The sequence below is a fragment of the Enterobacter sp. 3U4 genome, from assembly GCF_057224565.1.
The window spans coordinates 3,950,071-3,970,701 of the sequence record NZ_CP136665.1 but is presented as its reverse complement, the minus strand read 5'-3'; the positions used below and the strand labels follow the sequence as shown (position 1 = coordinate 3,970,701).

The 20,631-nt window shown below is 46.0% G+C and carries 22 protein-coding genes and 1 tRNA gene; 12 read left to right on the top strand and 11 right to left on the bottom strand.

Going from position 1 to position 20,631, the window contains the following annotated elements; all coding sequences use genetic code 11:
* Nucleotides 1–35 precede the first annotated feature (35 nt).
* From RVY89_RS18910 to RVY89_RS18895, 4 genes are all read right to left on the bottom strand, one after another.
* Complete coding sequence (locus RVY89_RS18910; RefSeq protein WP_126498990.1) at nucleotides 36–857, bottom strand: DUF932 domain-containing protein; 822 nt, start codon at nucleotides 855–857, stop codon at nucleotides 36–38.
* Between the two features lie 692 nt (nucleotides 858–1,549).
* Entirely contained in the window at nucleotides 1,550–2,389 is an 840-nt protein-coding gene (locus RVY89_RS18905; protein WP_063448361.1) for a hypothetical protein, read from the bottom strand.
* Between the two features lie 112 nt (nucleotides 2,390–2,501).
* Nucleotides 2,502–2,936 (bottom strand): hypothetical protein, encoded by a 435-nt coding sequence (locus RVY89_RS18900; RefSeq protein ID WP_126498992.1) that lies wholly within the window; start codon nucleotides 2,934–2,936, stop codon nucleotides 2,502–2,504.
* A 353-nt stretch (nucleotides 2,937–3,289) separates the two neighbouring features.
* Nucleotides 3,290–4,516, bottom strand: a complete 1,227-nt coding sequence (locus RVY89_RS18895) for a hypothetical protein (protein ID WP_286452203.1) — start codon at nucleotides 4,514–4,516, stop codon at nucleotides 3,290–3,292.
* Between the two features lie 365 nt (nucleotides 4,517–4,881).
* Between RVY89_RS18895 and RVY89_RS18890 the strand changes: the two genes are divergently transcribed.
* The 9 genes from RVY89_RS18890 to RVY89_RS18850 all read left to right on the top strand — a co-directional run bounded on the left by RVY89_RS18890 (nucleotide 4,882) and on the right by RVY89_RS18850 (nucleotide 11,558).
* Nucleotides 4,882–5,085, top strand: a complete 204-nt coding sequence (locus RVY89_RS18890; RefSeq protein ID WP_063448364.1) for a helix-turn-helix transcriptional regulator — start codon at nucleotides 4,882–4,884, stop codon at nucleotides 5,083–5,085.
* Nucleotides 5,086–5,434: 349 nt separating this feature from the next.
* Nucleotides 5,435–6,454, top strand: a complete 1,020-nt coding sequence (locus RVY89_RS18885; protein ID WP_126498995.1) for a YagK/YfjJ domain-containing protein — start codon at nucleotides 5,435–5,437, stop codon at nucleotides 6,452–6,454.
* 108 nt (nucleotides 6,455–6,562) lie between these two features.
* Nucleotides 6,563–6,958: a putative zinc ribbon protein gene (locus RVY89_RS18880; RefSeq protein WP_129996982.1), complete on the top strand. Its 396-nt coding sequence runs from the start codon at nucleotides 6,563–6,565 to the stop codon at nucleotides 6,956–6,958.
* Nucleotides 6,959–7,088: 130 nt separating this feature from the next.
* The gene (locus RVY89_RS18875) at nucleotides 7,089–7,412 is read left to right on the top strand and encodes an ArsR/SmtB family transcription factor (protein WP_025760241.1); all 324 of its coding nucleotides are present in this window, start codon (nucleotides 7,089–7,091) and stop codon (nucleotides 7,410–7,412) included.
* A 1-nt stretch (nucleotide 7,413) separates the two neighbouring features.
* A complete protein-coding gene (gene arsH / locus RVY89_RS18870) occupies nucleotides 7,414–8,127 on the top strand; it encodes an arsenical resistance protein ArsH (protein WP_484826141.1) in 714 nt (237 codons plus the stop codon).
* Nucleotides 8,128–8,135: 8 nt separating this feature from the next.
* The gene (locus RVY89_RS18865) at nucleotides 8,136–8,681 is read left to right on the top strand and encodes a sigma-70 family RNA polymerase sigma factor (RefSeq protein ID WP_484826140.1); all 546 of its coding nucleotides are present in this window, start codon (nucleotides 8,136–8,138) and stop codon (nucleotides 8,679–8,681) included.
* 75 nt (nucleotides 8,682–8,756) lie between these two features.
* The gene (locus RVY89_RS18860) at nucleotides 8,757–9,119 is read left to right on the top strand and encodes an arsenic metallochaperone ArsD family protein (protein WP_063448276.1); all 363 of its coding nucleotides are present in this window, start codon (nucleotides 8,757–8,759) and stop codon (nucleotides 9,117–9,119) included.
* Between the two features lie 20 nt (nucleotides 9,120–9,139).
* Nucleotides 9,140–10,897, top strand: a complete 1,758-nt coding sequence (gene arsA, locus RVY89_RS18855; protein ID WP_484826139.1) for an arsenical pump-driving ATPase — start codon at nucleotides 9,140–9,142, stop codon at nucleotides 10,895–10,897.
* 124 nt (nucleotides 10,898–11,021) lie between these two features.
* Nucleotides 11,022–11,558: a GNAT family N-acetyltransferase gene (locus tag RVY89_RS18850; protein WP_057057331.1), complete on the top strand. Its 537-nt coding sequence runs from the start codon at nucleotides 11,022–11,024 to the stop codon at nucleotides 11,556–11,558.
* Between the two features lie 34 nt (nucleotides 11,559–11,592).
* Here RVY89_RS18850 and arsC read toward each other — a convergent pair whose 3' ends face one another.
* The 5 genes from arsC to arsR are packed head-to-tail and all read right to left on the bottom strand — an operon-like array spanning nucleotide 11,593 to nucleotide 15,897.
* Complete coding sequence (gene arsC / locus RVY89_RS18845; RefSeq protein ID WP_484826138.1) at nucleotides 11,593–12,018, bottom strand: glutaredoxin-dependent arsenate reductase; 426 nt, start codon at nucleotides 12,016–12,018, stop codon at nucleotides 11,593–11,595.
* A 12-nt stretch (nucleotides 12,019–12,030) separates the two neighbouring features.
* Entirely contained in the window at nucleotides 12,031–13,320 is a 1,290-nt protein-coding gene (gene arsB, locus RVY89_RS18840) for an arsenite efflux transporter membrane subunit ArsB (RefSeq protein ID WP_057057332.1), read from the bottom strand.
* 47 nt (nucleotides 13,321–13,367) lie between these two features.
* The gene (gene arsA / locus RVY89_RS18835; RefSeq protein WP_057057333.1) at nucleotides 13,368–15,119 is read right to left on the bottom strand and encodes an arsenite efflux transporter ATPase subunit ArsA; all 1,752 of its coding nucleotides are present in this window, start codon (nucleotides 15,117–15,119) and stop codon (nucleotides 13,368–13,370) included.
* 17 nt (nucleotides 15,120–15,136) lie between these two features.
* Entirely contained in the window at nucleotides 15,137–15,499 is a 363-nt protein-coding gene (gene arsD / locus RVY89_RS18830; RefSeq protein ID WP_000855179.1) for an arsenite efflux transporter metallochaperone ArsD, read from the bottom strand.
* 47 nt (nucleotides 15,500–15,546) lie between these two features.
* Complete coding sequence (gene arsR / locus RVY89_RS18825) at nucleotides 15,547–15,897, bottom strand: As(III)-sensing metalloregulatory transcriptional repressor ArsR (RefSeq protein ID WP_057057334.1); 351 nt, start codon at nucleotides 15,895–15,897, stop codon at nucleotides 15,547–15,549.
* 216 nt (nucleotides 15,898–16,113) lie between these two features.
* Here arsR and RVY89_RS18820 point away from each other — a divergent pair, with 216 nt between their 5' ends.
* Genes RVY89_RS18820 through RVY89_RS18810 form a run of 3 tightly spaced genes read left to right on the top strand, consistent with a single transcriptional unit; the run spans nucleotide 16,114 to nucleotide 19,021 of the window.
* Nucleotides 16,114–17,061, top strand: coding sequence for an ABC-three component system protein (locus RVY89_RS18820; protein ID WP_071886831.1), 948 nt, complete (start codon nucleotides 16,114–16,116; stop codon nucleotides 17,059–17,061).
* The gene (locus RVY89_RS18815; protein ID WP_071886832.1) at nucleotides 17,024–17,302 is read left to right on the top strand and encodes an ABC-three component system middle component 6; all 279 of its coding nucleotides are present in this window, start codon (nucleotides 17,024–17,026) and stop codon (nucleotides 17,300–17,302) included. The genes RVY89_RS18820 and RVY89_RS18815 overlap by 38 nt, the downstream gene beginning before the upstream one ends.
* A 15-nt stretch (nucleotides 17,303–17,317) precedes the next feature.
* Nucleotides 17,318–19,021, top strand: a complete 1,704-nt coding sequence (locus RVY89_RS18810; RefSeq protein ID WP_126498998.1) for a DUF2326 domain-containing protein — start codon at nucleotides 17,318–17,320, stop codon at nucleotides 19,019–19,021.
* Between the two features lie 57 nt (nucleotides 19,022–19,078).
* Here RVY89_RS18810 and RVY89_RS18805 read toward each other — a convergent pair whose 3' ends face one another.
* Both RVY89_RS18805 and RVY89_RS18800 read right to left on the bottom strand, forming a co-directional pair.
* On the bottom strand, nucleotides 19,079–20,263 hold the full coding sequence (locus tag RVY89_RS18805; RefSeq protein WP_057057301.1) for a tyrosine-type recombinase/integrase: 1,185 nt from the start codon (nucleotides 20,261–20,263) through the stop codon (nucleotides 19,079–19,081).
* A gap of 162 nt (nucleotides 20,264–20,425) precedes the next feature.
* Nucleotides 20,426–20,520: transfer RNA gene (locus RVY89_RS18800), tRNA-Sec, on the bottom strand.
* Nucleotides 20,521–20,631: the final 111 nt, after the last annotated feature.

Here is a 20,631-nt window from a genome sequence, read left to right as displayed (position 1 = left end):
TTCGGAAAGGCGTTAAGGGAAAATAGTGGAAGAGATCATGAAGCAAGCTGCAGCATATTCTCAGCCATCACCCAGAGGGCCCGGTTGAGCTTCACATCACCGTCAATACCTTTCACTGCTCGGGTATGGGCGCGCTTTCCTTTGGTTGTTCTCCCCGATAGACCGCCTTTAATCAGGTTTTCCTGAATGCGCTGATAAGTGGTCCACAGGTCGTTACTCTCATCCTGCCAGCGGCGTGGGGAAAGTATCTGCGTCTCTGTCACCGGTTGGTGCTCCTCACCGAAGCGATATGTCAGCGCCGCTTTCGCCATAGCCTGCTGAGCGGGCGGTGGCAACAAAAGCGACTGCATGGAATCGCGTTTCTCTTCTACTCGGTCAAATATTCCCAGTACTTCGTAGGCCCCTTCGATGACTTTCTCTACTACGTTGCCTTTATGCGGCACGCGTACTTCGCCAAAACTCTCACCGCAAATCAGCCCATTTTGGCAAACTGCTCTGAATAACCCCGGTAGCATCTGATATGAGCTGGAGCCGTCGTGACTGTTCAGCAGAATAATTTCGGGAACCTGTTTGCCAGTAATCTGGCCTTCACGACGCAGGCGCAGCATGTGCTTCGTATGCTCTCGTTTGCTCTGGTCGCGGACTCTGGTTTGACACGCGAAGAATGGCTGGAAGCCTTCGCGTTGCAAGTTATCGAGAAGGGTAATTGTCGGGATGTAGGTATAGCGATCACTACGGGATTCATGCTTTTCTTCGCTGAAGACACTGGGCACATAATGGGCCAGTTCGTCGCGAGTTAACGGGCGGTCACGACGAACAAGGTTGACTGCACCAAAGCGGCTGGCTAAACAGGTCATAGTTGATTCCTTTTAAAACGGGCATAAAAGCCACTCCAGTAGAGTGGCATTGGATGGAAGATAAAATGTTCAGGGAGAGGCTGGTGGCTGGCTCTGCTGTGGCGAGAGTTCTCTGTCAGGTAATGCCGGTGGTATTAGCTTTTCGGCCTGGTGATGTTGTAATCGCTGCAGAATAAAGGGTTTACTGTACTGGAAGTATCGAAGACACCACTCGTATTTAACGACTCGCCTTATGTTCAGAGGTAAGCGTTCATACGCTTTGCTGCACACCGATAAAACAAAGGCATCATCATTGATTCTGTCCTCTGCTATTGCAGCCAGCCCTTTGATAAAGGAACGATTCAGCTTTTGTCGAGAGTTAGCTTCCAGGCGAGCTTCGGAAGGTGATAGTACGTCTGGTACAGGTGTTAGAACACAAACCGTGTTGCCTGATTGGGACTTTTCAGGCAAGCGTGGCGAGTTTTTTTATGAGTCTTATCAGGCTATAGGTCATCAGGCTGGCTCCCATTGTCTGGCATACGACCGACTTACTTCTCAGCAGAGTGAGGCCTGCGACGCTGAAAACAACGGGCCAGGTCAACCCAAATGATTCTGCATCTGGCGTTGTATCGTCCGGGGATTTTTTAGTTTTCATAGGTTGATCCAAAAGGCGTCCGGTATCGCAGGAAGCTTATACCGGACTAGAAGAGTAATTAGGGGAGATCGACTGAGGCTATTTCCTCAGAAGCGTTTGTGGGGCCACTGTAAACGCCGACGTATTCATTTTGAGGGAAGATAATTACTGCATTTTTCTTCGGGTCAAAAGAGCAACCATTTAATCCTGCAATTTCGGCGGTTTTCCCGGAGCTTGTGTTTTTAACAACCAGTTTGTTGTCAGCACAACTGCTACCTTTTACATAATTCACCACATAACCGTCCTGCTCTGCGACCATTTCTCCAGCTGCTGGTTTTGGCTCAGAGTTACTTTCTTTATTCCTACTTACGCGTTTGCTGTTGTAAGGAATATATTGCGCAGCATCATTCCGCATGGTCGGTGGATCATTGTTCAGACCGAGATATACAGGACAACTGGGGACACCCACCTCGCAACTCTTTTCGACGATAGCACGTGACGGCCAGCCTTTTGTGCCGATGTAAGCAGCACCGGTTTCATCAAGGCAGTAGGTTTCCTCCCATGTGTAATTTTTATTCTGACCCGGCATAGTGCGGGTCGTGACGAGACAAGTCAGAGCCTTAACCGGTTTACTGTCGTAGCGGATAAAGTTCTGTTCAAGGGGTGATGCTGCGTACAGCAAAGGAGATATGTTCGCAGCAGCAGCCTTGCTCTGTGCCTCAGCGCTAAAACCAACTTTGTTGTTGAGTTTTACGCTGACTGCCGCATCGTTCATTTCGCGAAGCATTTCACCGCCTCTATCTGTTAGAAAGAACGTGTATCGCTCTGGGTGAATATTACCGGGAATGGTGATGGCAAAACTTAGGGCCGGAAATGAAAGCACTGAGATAACAAATAAGCGTGAAATAAACTCTGTCATGATGACACCCTGAGGACGTTTGTCGTTGGCTCTGCTGGACGTATCTGAACTCCAGCAACGAGTGGTTAAAACAGCAAACTGTGCTGTTTTGAGAATTAGGCGAAGAAGGTGCTTAACGGCTGATGCAGTCCTGCCAGGTTACCTCTTTCAGCGCTTCCTGAAGACCTACAGTTTTGAACGGTTTGGACAATGGTTTTTTGGCTTCAGTGACTTCCAGCACTCCTTCATCACTGGTGTTTTTGAGCGCCATAAATGCAGCTTCGCCTAATTGATAGTGGGTTGAGTTGATGATCAACCCTGGCTTTTTCAGACCTGCCCCAGAAGAAATGGAATAGTTCTTTGCTGGGACGCTGTAGGTGATGCCCAGGTGGCCTCCGATGCAAGTGAAGGTAATGCGCTCACCAACATCATTGTCGGCATTAATACCAAATTCCATTCCGCTGGTATTACCAAACCAGTTACCCCACTGCTGTTCCTGAATGGTCGCGTGCGCAGCGGTGGTGAACAAAGTTGCACTGAGAAAGAGTGCAGAAGTGACCTTGAACATAGAGATTCCTTACTGTTGTTTTACAAACGAAAAATGGCCCTTTGCTGTACAAAAGGCCACCTGATCCTATGCATTTGAGAGAGAATGGGATAATCGTTACTACAGATCAGTTTCCAGGAATTGATCGTTATATTCTATTGATAAAACGATCGATTCCTCGCTATTAATAGTCAGTAACTATCACTGCTTGAGTATCGATCGGTGCAATAGATCAATGTGAAGAAGTCGCGCCAGTAATACATACTGGCACGGCTTCATGTGGGTAATATAGATGTGAAATGATCTGGAATACTTTCAAGGCACTTTTATGGGGTAATTTATACTAAGTTATAAGCTCACCAGTTGCCCACAGACTAATTCAGCTCCTGTAATTTATTTCTGATTATTTTTATTTTTTTTCTTTTACGGGTAAGGTATGTATCCCTGGCACGCTTAAACTGGTTATAAAGTTCTGGTTCCAAGAAGGTTCCTCCAACATAGAAAATCCAGACTGCATGGATAGCTAAATATGTTTCTCTTGGTGTCGATGGCTGAATGATCTCAAATGCATCATGCCAGCCAATTCTATTAATACTGGATAGAGAACTGCCATTTTCCGGAAAAAGGTCTATGGTTTTATAACTCACCTTTTTTATGCCACTTTCATGCTTTGAACTCTTGTCATTATCAGCGTCATTGTTAGGTGATTTATTGTAATCCTCCTGTGCCGTACTTTCTGACATATTCTTATTGCAGATGCCATATTTGTCGTCAGCAGAACATATTGAGAGTGAATAATCTTCAACAGATAATTTAATTCCCCCCTCTGGCGCTTCTGTGCCTTGACTGTAAACGCGCTTCCTCATGGATGGTTTATTTTTCATATAGTCCCAGGCCCACTGGCATAGACCTGTATTTTCCACGGGGATATTTAACTTACGTTTTGCTTTAAACTTAACATCCCATTGAGACCTTATGTTTTTTATAAATGATAATTTATCAATGAAGTATGATGGAACTAGATCCATGAAATACAGGATAGAGTTATAACGTTCTTTGTGGGATGCGGGATGTACATGCAGCGAGTTTATTTCTGAAAGAAAAGGTTCCGATGCAATTGCATGCTGATTCTTTTGGCTAAAATTATCAAGACCTGATAGGTCAACCAGAGAATGCACATTGCTAAATTTTTGTGGCGCAACCTCCTGTTGAATATTGAGCATTTCAGAAGATAGCTGAGGATAGTATTTTTTAATACTTAACCAAACAAAATAACAAGCATGCTCATTTTTCCTGAACCATTCAAACTCTGATTCTGGAAGAAGTGAGTCAAGAAAAATTTCTATTTTTCTTTCATAATGAAGTATAGCATCAAGGACACCTGAATAATAGTCGCTGATAATTTCAGATAATAGTAAAGAGGCATCCCGTATATTCATTCGGTAAATTGAATTTATTCTTTTCATGTTTTTTAGAGGTGAGGAACGGTAGCGATCGACCATAGGTTTATTTTCCATTACAAACCAATAAAAAACGGATAGTTCTCTTTTTGTTTTTATTTTTAGCCTGTAATCCTCATTCTTTCCTTTGCTTAAACTCATCTTTTACCTCTTTGAATTCCGGACTCAATTTACAGCATATCCATTATTTTTATACTGATAATAGTTGTAGTGTATTGCATAGTCAATAAGTAGATTTTTCGTAGTTTTTTTGTAGTGTTTTTTTTGATGAAACGTGCAGTACTAGTGACAAATTACATAGAAAGTAGCTTTTTTTAGACAGGGATGTAAGGAGAGTTTCCTTATCGCCATAGTGAAAGGCCATAACCTGTCCCTGTATGCTTTCAGTAATGACTCTTCAACCACTATGGAGACTCTCCGTAGAAATGTAAAACCATACATACCTGACCTATCCATTTGAAAGGATGCCGCCCGGCGTCCTCATGTTAAATTCTTTTGGAGAAGTCATGAAAGAGATTGATATTTATAAAGACCGGTTCGTTGATATGGTTTTCATTACCGAGCTGACCAGTCTGTCTGATAAGTGGTTTTATAAAATGGCACAGCAAGGGAAATTTCCAAAACCTATAAAGTTTGGCCGCAGTTCCCGCTGGATTGAACGTGAAGTAAAAGAATGGTTAGAAGCCCGCATTAATGACTCGAGAGCATAAAGACAATTAAAGATAGTGATAAAAAGGTCACTAACTTTACACCATGCTTTTATACTTGCGTGCCTTGTTGCTCATGGGTTTTATGTGATTTATAAAGACGGTTTATTTATTATTGTATTTAATGCATTATCAATCGGTCATTAATGCACTCAATCATCAAACAATATCACCCCATATAAGCACTTTATACCCATCTCATTGAGGTGTTATACACTTATACTTTGTTATCACACAGACACTACCTCTGATATAACTATTCATACTGAATATTAGACAAAGACACTCATCCAATAACCACACTAATACATTGCCGGTCAGCAATGGCTGACCGGTCTCAGAGAAATACATTATGGCCTTACCAGAATCATTCCTGTTATCTCATGCTGAATATCACATTGAGAATAATACTCCCTATGTCACCATATCCGATGACAATGAATTCAGACTCAGATTAGAACAACTGGATAGTTGTCTTAAAACTATCAGCAGAGGACGTAAGTTACCTTTCGCTATTCTGTATAACCGTTCAGGATACAAAGAGAGCGCTGAGTCAGTCACCATTCTTGATGCCATCCGTTATCTTAATATGTTGCCACAAGATGCAATGAAAGTACGAATAGCTAATCCACGTATAGCTACCTTCCAGCGTCTATTTACTGGCGCCAATTTATATTCGCGTGTCCATAACGGGAAAATAGCAGGGGCAGACACTGTTACCACAGCAGAAATGCTGAATAAGCTGATACAGGATTACCGGTTTACTGTGAGCCAGGCAGGATTTAAAAAAGCATGCAGAAAGTATCAGAGGGCTTCGGTTAAAAATCTTAAGGGAGTGATGAATTACATCAGACATCTGCAGGAGCGTCATTCCCGGCTGCTGGTCTTGCGGGTTGATTTATCATGGGCAAATGAACACAAAGCTGATATCACTGCTGATGATGCCCGTAAGCACCGTCAGCAGCTGTTTCGCAATATGCAAAAGAATCCAATGTTTCGCCATGTCCTCGGGACGGTATGGAAACTGGAATATGGCCCACAACGTAAATTTCATTACCACATGCTATTTATCTTAAATGGTAATAAGGCACAACAGGATGGCGTGATTGCTCATGCTTTCGGGAGATACTGGAATGAAACTATTACTAAAGGTAAAGGCATGTTCTACAACTGCAACGCTTACAAAGAGCGTTATGAGGACTGCTGCCTCGGCAAACTGAAACGCGGTGACAGTAGTAAGGACAAGGGGTTACTTAAGGCGCTAAGTTACATCACCAAAATCGATGCCTGTGCACGTCTGGTTCTTCCGGGTAATGCCAGAACCTTTGGTCGCGGAGAAGTACGTTCATTGAAAAAAAGGAAGAGAGCATAAATATGCCGGTAAACCTAACCTGTTGTAACAGTCGGTAATGCTTCCTTCCCCCCTTCTATCTACAAAGCCAGCTAACCATGCTGGCTTTTTTCATTTGTTACGGAGTTCATGATGAATTACTTCGTCTTAGCCACTCACGCCGTCACCGTAGATGGTGAATGGGTTACACCAGAATCTGTTCAACAGGTTGATTTTGATTCATTGCTTTGTATTTACTGCAAACTGCAGATCGGTGTTCAGTTTAATCCTCTGACATCTACAAAAACGTTTGTGCACATACCGAGGCATATCAACAATGTTGCTCGGCTTAAAACATGTCGATTTAACAAGCTCCAAACAGTACCAGAAGAAACCTCGCCAAAAACTATCCCGCCTCCAGAAATGCGCCTTCGACCTACTAACACGACGATACGGCAATGGCGATGCTGCTGGTGCGATACTCACTGGCATGGGGACAAGGTTTGTCCGAAATGTCGCGACTTGATTTATGTGTTAGAAGTTTAAGAGACAGTTTCGGTCGTTAGAGTTCGTAGGTTAAATCTGAGCGTGCCGACATCTACCATTGCCTCTCTTTTACCAGGAAAAGAAATTAGGTATATTTCTACAATTCCGGAAATATAGAAATGAGATGCAAATGGAGCTTTCAAAAGCAGCAGACACTCTGAAAGAGCTGGGACATCCTACACGACTGAGCGTGTACAGAGAGCTGGTTAAAGCCGGACATGAAGGTTTACCGGTTGGCGAACTGCAGAAGCGGCTCGACATCCCTGCCTCTACGCTGAGCCATCATCTCTCATCGCTGATATCAGTTTCTCTGGTACGCCAGGAACGTCAGGGCAGAACGCTCTTTTGCCATGCTCGATATGAAAATCTTGAGGCTCTGATTGCCTTCCTGACAGAAGAATGCTGCTCAGGAACTGACGACTGCCTCACCATGCCCCAGAAGACGGAGAAGTAAAATGACAGGTGATCTTAAGAATGTTGATTCGGGTTTGCTCGACACCTCAATCACAGAGGCAAGATTCGGCGTTCCTGCCGTTCCCCATCCTCCACGTATCCTCATGTTGTACGGCTCTGTACGCGAACGTTCCTACAGCCGACTGGCAACTGAGGAAGCTGCAAGGCTGCTGACTGCCATGGGCGCAGAGGTGCGGATCTTCAATCCTTCTGGCTTGCCTCTTCCTGATGATGCGCCTGATTCGCATCCTAAAGTCATGGAGCTGCGTGAGCTGGTTCGTTGGTCCGAAGGCATGGTGTGGTGCTCACCTGAACGCCATGGTGCGATGACCGGCATCATGAAGGCTCAGATTGACTGGATACCACTTTCGGAAGGCGCTGTTCGCCCCTCTCAGGGTAAGACGCTGGCCGTTATGCAGGTCTGCGGTGGCTCCCAGTCTTTCAATGCCGTAAATCAGATGCGCATTCTTGGCCGCTGGATGCGGATGATCACCATCCCGAATCAGTCCTCCGTGGCAAAAGCCTGGCAGGAGTTTGATGAAGATGGACGAATGAAACCATCGTCTTATTACGACCGCATCGTGGATGTGATGGAAGAACTGGTGAAATTTACTCTGCTCACAAGAGGTAGCTCAGCTTATCTCGTCGATCGCTACAGCGAACGTAAAGAGTCTGCAGAAGAACTTTCCCGGCGGGTTAATCAGAGCAAAATCTGAGGGCTAGGATGAGTGATGTAACGGCATTCAACAACTGCATGAGCGCGTTATGGCGGCAACATGAAGCCGAACTCTCTCGCTTCCTGACATCGAAGACAGGTGATAGCGAAAAAGCAGCAGGCCTTCTGCAAGAGCTATTCCTGCGTGCCCGCGCTCATTCAGACAGTTTCTGCGAGATGGAGAATCCGCGAGCCTGGCTATATCGGGCGGCGAGGAATCTGCTGATTGATGATTACCGCACCACCAGGGAGTTTGTTGAGCTGGAAGAAGATGCCCCATTAACAGACGTATCCCCTGATGCAATCTCAACGCTGGATATTTGCCTGCCTGAAACATTACAGGCTTTACCCGAAGATGAGCGATGGTTGATTGAAGAGTCCGACCTTAACCGGCGTCCCCAGCAGTCTCTGGCCGATGAACTGGGAATCACGCTTACGGCGTTTAAATCCCGTTTGCTTCGAGCCAGAAAGCACCTGAAAGAAACGATGACAGAACTTTGTCAGATTGAGGCGGATGACACGTCTCCCGTCTGCTGCCACAAAAAAATGAATTAATCGCGCATCTTTTTCCCGTCACCTTCGTTTACTTCAGTGTAAAGCCAAATGACTAAACACTGAGGTAAACAGTCCATGTCAAAAATTGAGATCTTTGAAGCAGCAGGCTGCTGCGCAACCAGCAGCGTTGTGGTCAGCGACAATGCCGTCAAATGGAACGCCAACGCCGAATGGGCGAAAAAGAATGGCGTTGATATTCAGCGCTACAGCCTTGCGAAGAACCCACAGCAGTTCCTGAATACCCCCGTCATCAAAGAGTTCCTGAACACATCAGGAATGGAGTCCCTCCCCGTCACCTTGCTCGATGGGAAGCTCGTGATGGCAGGCAAACTCCCGACGCGTGAAGATATCGCCCGTTGGTCAGGTATTCCGCTTACTCAGGACTGGAGTGAAGACAACACGCAACCACGCTGCTGCAGCATTCCACGTATGCCTTAATTCCAGAGGAGCTATTACTGATGAATATTCCATTTTTAAAAGACATTCCCCCGTTCATCTTCTTCACTGGCAAAGGTGGCGTGGGTAAAACATCTCTGGCCTGTGCTACTGCGTTATGGCTGGCCGATCAGGGTAAGAGAACGCTTCTGGTGAGTACCGATCCGGCTTCCAATGTCGGCCAGGTCTTTAGCCAGACTATCGGCCACCGAATCACAGATATCAGCACCGTAGAAAATCTTGCCGCGATGGAAGTTGATCCGATGGCTGCAGCACAGGCTTATCGTGACCGCGTACTCGACCCGGTTCGCGGGCTGATGCCAGCCGATGTGGTCAGCAGTATTGAAGAACAGCTCTCTGGCTCATGCACCACGGAAATCGCTGCGTTTGATGAGTTTACCGGTCTACTGACCAATCATGAGCTGCGGGAAAAATATGACCATATCGTATTTGATACCGCGCCAACCGGTCACACCATCCGCATGCTTGAGCTGCCGGGAGCCTGGAGCGGTTATCTGGAAGCGAACCCCGATGCCGCCGCTAACCTCGGGCCGCTGGTGGGGCTGGAGAAACAACAGCACCAGTACTCAGATGCGGTTAAGGCGCTCTCTGATGCTGCACTCACGCGTCTGGTTCTGGTTGCCCGCGCCCAGGCTTCGACACTGAAAGAGGTTTCCCATACGCATGATGAGCTGTCTGCTATCGGTTTGCGGCATCAACACCTTGCCATTAATGGTGTGTTGCCGCCATTTGTGGGTGAAAATGATCCGCTGGCGCAAAGTATTTTAGCTCGGGAGGAAAAAGCGCTACTTGCTATGCCAGAGAATCTGGCGAACCTTCCCCGCTCGCAGCTGTATCTGAAGCCATTTAATCTGGTCGGTCTCGAAGCCCTGCGTGGGTTATTTACAGAGAGCGAAGCCTCGATATCTCTCCCAGCTACCACGCTGAACACTCTGGATTTACCAAAACTTGCCTCGCTGGTGGATGAACTCAGCCTGACAGGTAAAGGTCTGGTAATGACGATGGGTAAAGGCGGGGTCGGCAAAACGGCTGTTGCAGCATCGGTGGCGGTATCTCTGGCAAAACGCGGTCATAAAGTCCATCTGACGACGTCAGATCCGGCAGCACATCTGTCTTATACGCTGGATGGCTCGATACCAAACCTTCAGGTCAGCCGTATTGACCCGAAAGTAGAGACTGAACGCTATCGTCGCTTTGTTCTGGAAAATCAGGGGAAAGGGTTAGATGCAGAAGGGCTGGCGGTGCTGGAGGAAGATCTCCGCTCACCATGTACTGAAGAGATCGCCGTCTTCCAGGCATTCTCGCGGATCATCAAAGAGGCAGACGATCATTTTGTCATTATAGACACCGCGCCAACGGGTCATACGCTTCTGCTACTGGATGCAACAGGGGCCTATCACCGGGAAATGGTGCGCCAGATGGGGCAAACACATGACCATGTGATGACACCAATGATGCAATTGCAGGACCCGGAGAAGACGAAGGTGATTATCGTGACGCTTGCCGAAACGACACCTGTACTGGAAGCAGCAAACCTGCAGCAGGATTTGCGTCGGGCTGAAATTGAACCATGGGCATGGGTAATCAATAGCAGTCTGGCTGCTGCGAAACCGTCCTCACCGTTCCTGGTAACCCGAGCCAGTCGCGAACTGCCGCTGATAAATGACGTTACAGAGCAGTTTGCAAAGCGTATTGCATTAATACCACTGCAGAACGAAGAACCAGTGGGTGCGGCTCTGCTGGCAAAAATGGCAGGCTAATAGATGGGGCTGCGGCCCCATCTTCTGTAGCCAAACTTTTGCTTATACAGATTATAAGCTTAAGTGCTTAACCTGCTGTCGCGAATTTCGGTAGTTTGTAAAACACCATTACTGGAGCAATTCGATGCACATTATCAAAGCTGAAGAACAGCACATTACCGCGATACGCAATATCTATGCTTACCATGTTCTGCATGGTACAGGTAGCTTCGAAACCGAACCTCCGGATACGCAGGAAATGCTTAACCGACTGAGGAGCATTCAGTCTCGGGGATTCCCATGGTATGTCGCCCTGCAGGGCGATACGATCATTGGCTACTGTTATATTTCCCGTTACCGCGAACGCCATGCTTATCGGTTCACGGTTGAAAATTCGATATATATTGATCCGGCTTATCAGCGCCAGGGCGTCGGAAAAGCACTGCTCGACCATGCATTAAAATGGGCCGAATCTCAGGGATATCGTCAGATGATTGCTGTTGTGGGTGACAGCGCTAACGTTGCTTCTGTTGCGCTGCATATCCGCGCAGGATTTACTGAAATAGGCACATTAAAGGACATTGGTTTCAAACATGGCCGCTGGCTTGACACGGTTTTGCTGCAAATGAAACTTGGTGAAGGGAATAGTACTCTGCCAGAAGGTTCAGATCTTATGCCTTGAGGCAGGAATAAGGGGGCGTCTGCCCCCTTTATGTTTATTTCAATCGCTTACCTGTTTCATCAACAACTTTCTCGCCGTCTTCCTTAGCAAATGCACCTTTTTGCGCATCCGGAAGAATATCCAGTACCACTTCGGAAGGGCGGCAAAGGCGCGTTCCCAATGGTGTCACCACAATCGGGCGGTTAATCAGGATCGGATGCTGAAGCATAAAATCGATTAACTGATCGTCAGTAAACTTATCTTCGGCAAGCCCCAGTTCTTCATAAGGCTCGACATTTTTACGCAGCAGCCCCCGTACTGTAATCCCCATATCTGCGATAAGTTTGACCAGTTCATCGCGTGACGGTGGATTTTCAAGGTAATGAATAACGGTCGGTTCATTACCGCTGTTGCGGATCATCTCCAGCGTATTACGCGACGTGCCGCAGGCCGGGTTGTGATAAATGGTGATGTTGCTCATATCAGTATCTCATTACAAAGTGAAAGAGAGACGTAGCGCCAGCGCGGCCAGCGTTACAAACAGCACAGGCAGAGTCATGACGATCCCGGTGCGGAAATAGTATCCCCAGGTGATGGTCATATTCTTCTGTGAAAGGACATGCAGCCAGAGCAGCGTTGCCAGGCTACCAATAGGTGTAATTTTCGGGCCCAGATCGCAGCCAATCACGTTGGCGTAGATCATCGCCTCTTTAATAACGCCAGTTGCAGTGCTTCCATCGATAGAAAGAGCGCCAACCAGCACGGTAGGCATGTTGTTCATAATGGAAGACAGGAAAGCCGTCAGGAAGCCAGTACCCAGCGTCGCAGCCCAGAGTCCTTTATCCGCCAGTACGTTCAGCACACCTGAAAGGTATTCGGTTAGCCCGGCGTTGCGCAGACCGTAGACCACCAGGTACATCCCCAATGAGAAGATGACGATCTGCCATGGCGCACCGCGCAGCACTTTGCCAGTGTTAATAGCATGGCCTCGTTTAGCTACTGCAAACAGGATCACAGCTCCAACAGCCGCAATCGCGCTAACGGGAATACCGAGCGGCTCAAGGACAAAGAACCCAACCAGCAGAAGAATTAAAACTATCCAGCCGGTTCTGAAGGTTGCCAGATCTTTTATCGCTTTCGCCGGTGCTTTCAGCAGAGCCAGGTCATACGTTGGCGGAATGTCTTTGCGAAAGAACAGATGCAGCATCACCAGCGTGGCGATAATAGCGGCAATATCCACCGGCACCATTACCGACGCATACTCAGTGAAGCCCAGTCCAAAGAAGTCCGCCGAGACTATATTCACCAGGTTCGACACGATAAGCGGCAGGCTGGCCGTATCGGCAATAAAACCCGCAGCCATGACGAATGCCAGCGTGGTGCCTTTGCTGAACCCTAGTGCCAGCAGCATGGCGATGACTATCGGCGTTAGAATAAGTGCCGCACCATCGTTGGCGAACAGTGCCGCCACCGCCGCACCGAGCAGAACAATATACGTAAAGAGCAAACGTCCACGACCGTTACCCCAGCGGGAAACGTGCAGCGCTGCCCATTCGAAAAAACCGGACTCATCAAGCAGCAGGCTGATAATAATTACGGCAATAAAGGTCGTCGTCGCGTTCCAGACGATATTCCACACCACCGGAATATCTCCCACATTCACAACGCCAGATATCAGAGCCAGTCCCGCGCCCAGCATTGCACTCCAGCCGATCCCTAATCCCTTCGGTTGCCAGATAACCAAAACAATGGTCAGGACAAAAATAGCGCCTGCCAGTAACATAAAACCTCCTGACAGGGCGACTTTGTCGCCCTGTATATGCCAAAAAATTAACTCATCAACTCTCTGAGCTTTTCAATACCGGCGGGCTCTGACGCCAGCACCGGAACAAGCGCTATACGGTCAGCGTGCTGATTCTTAACAGCCTCAATCTGAGGCCGTTCCTGATGAGCACGCTGGCAAAGCAACGGAGAACGCGTATCCGCAATGGAAAGGCTGTTATTGATAATCCAGCCCCACGGATGAATCCCCGCTCTCTCGAGGTCAGCCTGCAGGTTTGCCGCTTCCAGCACCGGTGTGGTTTCAGGAAGCGTAACCAGCAGAACTTTGGTGCGTTCCGGGTCCTGAAGCTGCATCATTGGGGTAGTAAAATGACCTTTACTCCCCATTTTTTTGGCAATCTCTCGGTGGTAAGCCCCGGTCGCATCCAGCAGTAAAAGCGTGTGCCCCGTAGGGGCAGTATCCATGACAACAAACCGTTTACCCGCTTCACGAATCACCCTGGAAAAGGCCTGAAACACGGCAATTTCTTCAGTACAGGGAGAGCGTAAATCCTCTTCCAGTAGCCGTTTCCCTGCTTCGTCCAGATCTCTTCCCTTCGTCTCAAGGACATGCTGACGATAGCGTTCGGTTTCATCGTGAGGGTTGATGCGGCTGACCTGCAGGTTTTTGAGGCTGCCGTTCAGCGTTGTACTCAGATGCGCAGCAGGATCAGAGGTCGTGAGATGCACGTCAAATCCCATGTCTGCCAGCCTGACGGCTATAGCCGCAGCCATCGTGGTTTTCCCTACGCCACCTTTGCCCATCAGCATAATCAGGCCGTGTTCACTGCGAGCGATATCCTCGACCAGGCCAGAGAGCGATAAGTTTTCAGGCATGTACAGAACGTTCGTTGCCGGGAGCGGTAACGCCTCAGAATGGATATCCAGCAGTCCCTTCAATGCGGACACACCAACCATATTGACTGGCTGTAGTAATAGGGTATCTGTCGGTAGCTCAGATAAACCGGCAGGAAGATTTGCCAGTGCCTCCTGCTCACGTTGCCATATCGCAGCTGCCAGGGCGTCATGTTCAGCTTCGGCTTTAGGCAGCACACCATTAATCACCAGGTATTGGTTTTTCAGGCCAATTGAAGCCAGTTCTTCATGGGTGCGGGCGACTTCCTGCAGCGTCGATTTTTGCAGTCGTGCAACCAGAACCAGGCGGGTACGTTCAGGATCGGATAACGCCTCTACTGCATGAGCATACTGCTCACGCTGCTTTTCCAGCCCGGCCATTGGGCCAAGACAGGAAGCACCATCTGGATTACTTTCAATGAAGCTACTCCAGGCACCGGGAAGCTGGAGAAGGCGAATCGTGTGGCCCGTCGGCGCTGTATCAAAAATGATGTGATCGAAGCGGGTCAGCAGGGTAGCGTCTGTCAATAAGCCGGTGAACTCGTCAAACGCCGCAATCTCAGTGGTACAGGCTCCTGAAAGCTGCTCGCTGATACTGTTAACAACGTCATCTGGCAGAAGACCTTTGATAGGATCAACAATTCTGGCGCGGTATTGCTGGGCGGCTTCCTGCGGGTCAATCTCCAGAGCAGAAAGCCCAGGAACTACTGTCACAGGGCGAATGTTGTTACCGATAGCTTGGTCGAATACCTGGCCGACATTCGAGGCAGGATCGGTACTGACCAGCAAAACCTGCTTACCCTGTTCGGCAAGGCGGATAGCCGTCGCGCAGGAAATGGAAGTTTTTCCTACGCCTCCCTTGCCAGTAAAAAACAGGTAAGGCGGGATATTCTGTAAGAATTTCATATGTCCTCCTGACATATTCAGCAACAGGAAGTATTACCACCACAGCAGCTGGTGGGAGCTAACCCTACCTTCTCCAGCGGAATACCGAACCAGCGAGCCAGCTCAGCACGTTTTGGGTATCGCCCTGCCATCACAGTTTCACCGTCCAACAGCAGTAGCGGAAGCCCTTCTGCTCCAGATGCTTCGAGGAATGCTTTCGCTTTCTCATTCTGAACAAAGCTCATGGGCTGCTGCGCCAGGTTGTAACGTTCAACCTGTACGCCACGTCCTTTCAGCCACTGCACATCAGCAGAAAAATCAACCAGAACCTGATCGACATCTGAGCCACATACGCCGGTACTGCAGCACATTGCCGGGTCAAACACCGTTAACGTCTTCATTCTCAATACCTCACATTCGTAAAATCATATATGTTCAGGCAAATTTTTTAGATGCAAACAGCCTTACCGCTACCAAAGCAGTTTGCCGATGCCAGCTTACGGGCGATGGCCTGTACGTCGTCCTGTTGGCTTAACCAGGCCTGCTCAATCACCTGAGCGGCCCAGGAAGGAATATGCGGGGACAGGCGGTAATGAACCCACTTGCCCTGTTTGCGATCCAGCAAAAGTCCACTTTCCCGGAGCATTGCCAGATGGCGTGAAATCTTGGGCTGAGACTGTTCCAGCGCAGTACATAGATCGCACACGCATAGCTCTCCCATCTCTCTAAGCAGTAGCACGATGCCCAGGCGGGTTTCATCGGAGAGATTTTTGAAGAGTTGTAAATTGGTAAGTTTCATTGATACCTCCGACAAATATTTTTAATGATAAACAGGTTTGTACAGGAGTCAATGTCATATTCGATTTTTCATATGTGTTTTGGGGGTGGGTTGGTAGAATTTAAGAAAATTTGGTTTTGTAAAGTGGAAGTAGTCCCAATTTTCAAAATAACAGGTTTACATCACTGAAAGAGAGGATATTATCATCAAAAATTGTTCATCAAAGATGCGGGTCGTATGAGTTCTACACACCAAGAATATCTTTACAGGCAGTTATTTCGACTGAAGATTCATGAAAGCATGGGCGATGCTTTTCAGGCTCTTTTTTCGAAGGTTATGCAATATACGACCCCTGGATTCCAGGCTGTATCACCGTGGGGAAACTGGGGAGATGGTGGAAACGATGGATGGATAGAAACCGAAGCTCACTACTTCCAGGTTTATGGCCCCAAGCCTTCTAATCAAATCAAAGAGCTAGAAGCTGTTAATAAATCGATTGGCGATTTTGACAAGTTAGTTGTTAAGTGGGGAAAGGTATCAAAGTATACTTTTGTTATGAATGATTATTTTAAGGGTATTCCTGCACCTGTAGGAAATTCCCTAAAAAAGCTTGCGGACGAAAAATGCCTTGACCATGCAGGAGCTATGGGAGGGATGGAACTCCTCAAAGAGTTTATGTCTTTGTCAGAGTGTGATAAGCAAGATATTGTAGGTTTAATTCCAGACGTAGATCTGGATTTTATAGATAGTCGTGCTGTCGGCGAAGTTTTGAATTATTTGGCATATAAATCCTCTTCAGACTTGGCTTTTTTAAGCGAAACAGCACCTGATTTTGATGAGAAAATAAAAATAAATGGTATTTCTAAGCCTATAAAATTAAGGCTTGAAATGAATAGCTATCAATTATACCTAATAAATGAATTTCTCAATTCTGTAGATAATGGTTTAGAACAACGCATAGCACAGGAAGTCAAAGAGACTTATGCACAAAGTAAATTAGCCATATCTTCCGAAATTCCTGAACGAGCGGACTTGAGATATCTTTGGATGATTGATAGATTACTCCCATCAGGAATTCATGAAAATGCTAAAGCTAGCTATAGATTTGCCGCTGAGCTGATCTTGGCAAAATATTTTGAGACGTGCGATGCGTATGAACATCCAAACAATGCTTCTGCCACATAAACATATTAGATTTAGCAATTCTTTAGTAGCAATTGCTGGGTACATCCGGACAATTATAGATGAACCACTATCTGTCGATGAGCTCTGGTCGAAAATTGAACAAAAAAAATCCACAGAGCTGATAACTCCATCATTTACACAATTTATATTTGCCCTAGATATTCTATTTTGCATCAAGCAGATAATTGTTGATGAAGAAGGCAGATTAACTTTGGAAGTTTGCAATGATAATGAACTATAGTAGAAGAGAAGTTTAATGAAACTAATCCGCTTAACTTGCGATCAACCAACTTTTCACCCTGTATATTTCAATGAATCTGGATTAACTCTAATAATAGGGGATAGTTCAACTGAAAAAGAAGGGAGTAGTAATGGCGTTGGCAAAACGTTAGTACTTGGCCTTATACAGCATTGTTTAGGAGCAAATGCTGATAAAAAATTATCCTCTGCTGTTCCTGATTGGTGGTTTACATTAATTTTTTCACACAACGGGACTGAATACTTAGTTTCGAGAACGGGTAATGGGAAAAAAATAATATTAAATGATCAGCCTATTTCTTTAAAGGCATACAAAGAGTTATTGGATAAATCTGGCATATTTAACTTAAATGATAACATTCCTTATTTAAGCTTTAGGTCACTATTTAAGCGGTTTACACGATATACAAGGGATGACTGCATTAGCCCAGTTCGCACAACTAAAGAGCCTGATTTTGAAGCTTTACTCCGAACGGCATTTTTATTAGGTATTGATCATACCTTAATTTTGTCTAAAAGAAATAATAAGCATGAATTAGACAAGGTTAGTCAATCTTTAAAAAATTGGCAGAACGACGATATATTAAAAGATATGTTTAGAGCTGGTTCTCAGCCCAAAGTTCGTTATGAGTGGCTTGAGCGTGTCATTCCGAAATTGAAAGATGAGCTAGATGAATTCCAGATTCATGAAAAATATCGAGCTATAGAAGAAGAAATAAATATATTAACAAAGAAAGTACGAGAGTTAGAAAAAAATAAAAACATTATTGAATTTAGAATAAGTAATATTGATAAAACTCTTTTAGAACATCCAGATATATCAAGAGAAGATTTACTTGATTTATATTCTGGTTTGCAAAATATTTTCAAACCAGAAACATTAGCTCATTTTGAAGCGGTTGAAAATTTTCATAATTCACTTTCTTTCAATAGAAAAAGACGATTAGAGAAGGATAAAATAAATCTGCTTTCTGAATTGGAAATTCTCAGGTTTAATATTGCTGAAGTTTCAGAGCTTCGAGATCTAAATCTGCAATCTTTGAATGGTAAAAAAGCGCTTGATGAATATTCCGTCGTTGCAAGGCAACTTGCTGAATTAGAGGAAGAAAAATCAAGATTGCATGAATACTTAAACTTTGCAACTAAACTCCAAGAAAAAGCACAAAAATTAAGAGAAAGAAAAGTTGAACAAGATAGACTGGCGGTTGATTATACTTCCACCAATCCTTTATCAGAATATGATAGAATATTTGCCGAGCTTGCTGAAATATTGTATCCGAGAGTACCGGCTGGTATAGTCTTAGATGTTAATACCGGTGATAATCAAATTCGTTATGATTTAAGCATTCAAATAGAAGGAGATGATTCTGATGGTATTAATGATGCAAGGATATTATGTTTTGATTGGTTAGTATTTATGTATGGTCAAAATCATTCGATGAATATGTTGTGGCATGACAACCGCCTGTTTGCTGATATTGACCCTGGGGTGCGTTCAAGATGGTTTGCATTCATAAATGAATCTGTGAAATTTAATGGAAAACAGTATATAGCGTCGTTAAACACAGAAAACTTCCAAGCTATGGCCGAAACACTCTCCAAGTCAGAAATGGATGATTTAAGGTCAAAAGTTGTACTCACATTGCGAGGAGATAAAGCTGAGAATAAGCTTTTTGGCATTCAATTTGGAAGCAAAAAATAAAAATAAAGTGGGCTGTTAAAATGCCCACTTGAAAATTAATTAAAGCTGATATTTTAATTACTTTATCGATATACATTTCACTTTAATAAAGTTTGAATACCACTGCATCATCTCTCTACGCCCCTCCAAATACTGCGCATGGTTGTAAGTCCCACGTATCGCGTTCTTATCCACATGGGCTAGCTGCGTTTCTATCCACGCTGAGTTAAAACCTTCTTCATGGAGTATGGTACTCATCGTGTGGCGGAAACCATGTCCTGTCAGCCTTCCTTTATATCCCAATAACTCAATAACCTGATTAACGCTTTCCTTTGAGATCGGCTTCGTTCGATCGTTACGTCCGACGAATACCAGTGGGTATAGCCCGGTAATAGGTTTAAGTGACTCAAAGAGCTCGACAACCTGATCCGACATCGGAACGATGTGTGGTCGTTTCATCTTCATCACTTCAGCAGGGATCTCCCAAAGCCGCTTTTCAAAATTGATATCCTCCCAGCGGGCAAAACGTAATTCCTGAGTTCGTACCCCTGTAAGCATGATGATTTGAGTCGCAGTCTTGGTAACAACGCTACCGGTGTAACCGGCAAGATCCCTAAGAAAGTGAGGGAGTTCTTCGGCTGTCAGGAATGGAAAATGTGTTTTCTTTGGTGTTGCGAGGGCTGTGGCGAGATCGGGTGCTGGATTGTATTCAGCGCGTCCGGTCACAATCGCATGACGGAATACTTCACCGCAGCGCTGTCTGACTTTGCGCATCTTTTCTAATGCACCACGCTTTTCCATACGACGAAGGGTTTCCAGCAATTCCATGGGCTTAATTTCAGCTATAGGGCGCTTACCGATGTAGGGGAAAATATCCTTTTCAAAGGTATCAATAATTTCATCGCGATAGCGTAATGACCAACGATCCGCTCTCAACTGATGCCATTCACGGGCAATAGCTTCGAAGGTATTTTCATAGTTAAGCTTTTGGGCAATTTTCTCTGCTTTCTTTACTTCACCGGGATCGCTTCCAGCAGACAGCAGCTTTTTCGCAGCATCACGCTTTTCGCGTGCTTGAGCGAGAGAAACCTCGGGATAAACGCCGAAAGCAAGACGCTTTTCTTTACCTGCGTAGCGATACTTTAAACGCCAGTAACGTGAGCCGTTGGTAGTTACTTCAAGGTAGAGGCCGCCACCATCAGATAGCTTATACGGCTTCTCTTTGGGTTTGGCTGTATCAATTTGTCTGACTGTTAGCTTCATTGGGGGCATCTCAAAATGGGGCTATAAATCATGCCCCCCATTATGCCCCCAGAATGCACTTGATTCTGGTAGAGACAGTAGACCTCGGGAGAACATAATCAGCTTTAATTGCGGGTATTATAGGGGATTTACTTGAGACAGTGGAGTTCAGTAGAGGCTAATTGGCGGAAGATCACAGGAGTCGAACCTGCCCGGGAACGCTGGCGTCCCCAACTGGATTTGAAGTCCAGCCACCTCACCGGAGATGACGATCTTCCGCGCCTCGATTGCTACATGGAGGCGGGGCGCATTATAGCTACTTTCAGACATTTACCACATACCCCACACCACTTTTTTCACCTCTCTTTTGACTTGTACACCCCTGTTTC

Bases quoted from the DNA above. Each gene is read 5' to 3' on its own strand.
- RVY89_RS18875 (WP_025760241.1), top strand. From the start codon at position 7,089: ATGGAGCTTTCAAAAGCAGCAGACACTCTGAAAGAGCTGGGACATCCT.
- RVY89_RS18820 (WP_071886831.1), top strand. From the start codon at position 16,114: ATGAGTTCTACACACCAAGAATATCTTTACAGGCAGTTATTTCGACTG.
- arsC (WP_484826138.1), bottom strand. From the start codon at position 12,018: ATGAGCAACATCACCATTTATCACAACCCGGCCTGCGGCACGTCGCGT.
- arsR (WP_057057334.1), bottom strand. From the start codon at position 15,897: ATGAAACTTACCAATTTACAACTCTTCAAAAATCTCTCCGATGAAACC.
- arsD (WP_000855179.1), bottom strand. From the start codon at position 15,499: ATGAAGACGTTAACGGTGTTTGACCCGGCAATGTGCTGCAGTACCGGC.
- arsH (WP_484826141.1), top strand. From the start codon at position 7,414: ATGACAGGTGATCTTAAGAATGTTGATTCGGGTTTGCTCGACACCTCA.
- RVY89_RS18905 (WP_063448361.1), bottom strand. From the start codon at position 2,389: ATGACAGAGTTTATTTCACGCTTATTTGTTATCTCAGTGCTTTCATTT.
- RVY89_RS18900 (WP_126498992.1), bottom strand. From the start codon at position 2,936: ATGTTCAAGGTCACTTCTGCACTCTTTCTCAGTGCAACTTTGTTCACC.
- RVY89_RS18805 (WP_057057301.1), bottom strand. From the start codon at position 20,263: ATGAAGCTAACAGTCAGACAAATTGATACAGCCAAACCCAAAGAGAAG.
- RVY89_RS18860 (WP_063448276.1), top strand. From the start codon at position 8,757: ATGTCAAAAATTGAGATCTTTGAAGCAGCAGGCTGCTGCGCAACCAGC.
- arsB (WP_057057332.1), bottom strand. From the start codon at position 13,320: ATGTTACTGGCAGGCGCTATTTTTGTCCTGACCATTGTTTTGGTTATC.
- RVY89_RS18810 (WP_126498998.1), top strand. From the start codon at position 17,318: ATGAAACTAATCCGCTTAACTTGCGATCAACCAACTTTTCACCCTGTA.
- RVY89_RS18895 (WP_286452203.1), bottom strand. From the start codon at position 4,516: ATGAGTTTAAGCAAAGGAAAGAATGAGGATTACAGGCTAAAAATAAAA.
- RVY89_RS18885 (WP_126498995.1), top strand. From the start codon at position 5,435: ATGGCCTTACCAGAATCATTCCTGTTATCTCATGCTGAATATCACATT.
- RVY89_RS18890 (WP_063448364.1), top strand. From the start codon at position 4,882: ATGAAAGAGATTGATATTTATAAAGACCGGTTCGTTGATATGGTTTTC.
- arsA (WP_484826139.1), top strand. From the start codon at position 9,140: ATGAATATTCCATTTTTAAAAGACATTCCCCCGTTCATCTTCTTCACT.
- arsA (WP_057057333.1), bottom strand. From the start codon at position 15,119: ATGAAATTCTTACAGAATATCCCGCCTTACCTGTTTTTTACTGGCAAG.
- RVY89_RS18815 (WP_071886832.1), top strand. From the start codon at position 17,024: ATGCGTATGAACATCCAAACAATGCTTCTGCCACATAAACATATTAGA.
- RVY89_RS18880 (WP_129996982.1), top strand. From the start codon at position 6,563: ATGATGAATTACTTCGTCTTAGCCACTCACGCCGTCACCGTAGATGGT.
- RVY89_RS18850 (WP_057057331.1), top strand. From the start codon at position 11,022: ATGCACATTATCAAAGCTGAAGAACAGCACATTACCGCGATACGCAAT.
- RVY89_RS18910 (WP_126498990.1), bottom strand. From the start codon at position 857: ATGACCTGTTTAGCCAGCCGCTTTGGTGCAGTCAACCTTGTTCGTCGT.
- RVY89_RS18865 (WP_484826140.1), top strand. From the start codon at position 8,136: ATGAGTGATGTAACGGCATTCAACAACTGCATGAGCGCGTTATGGCGG.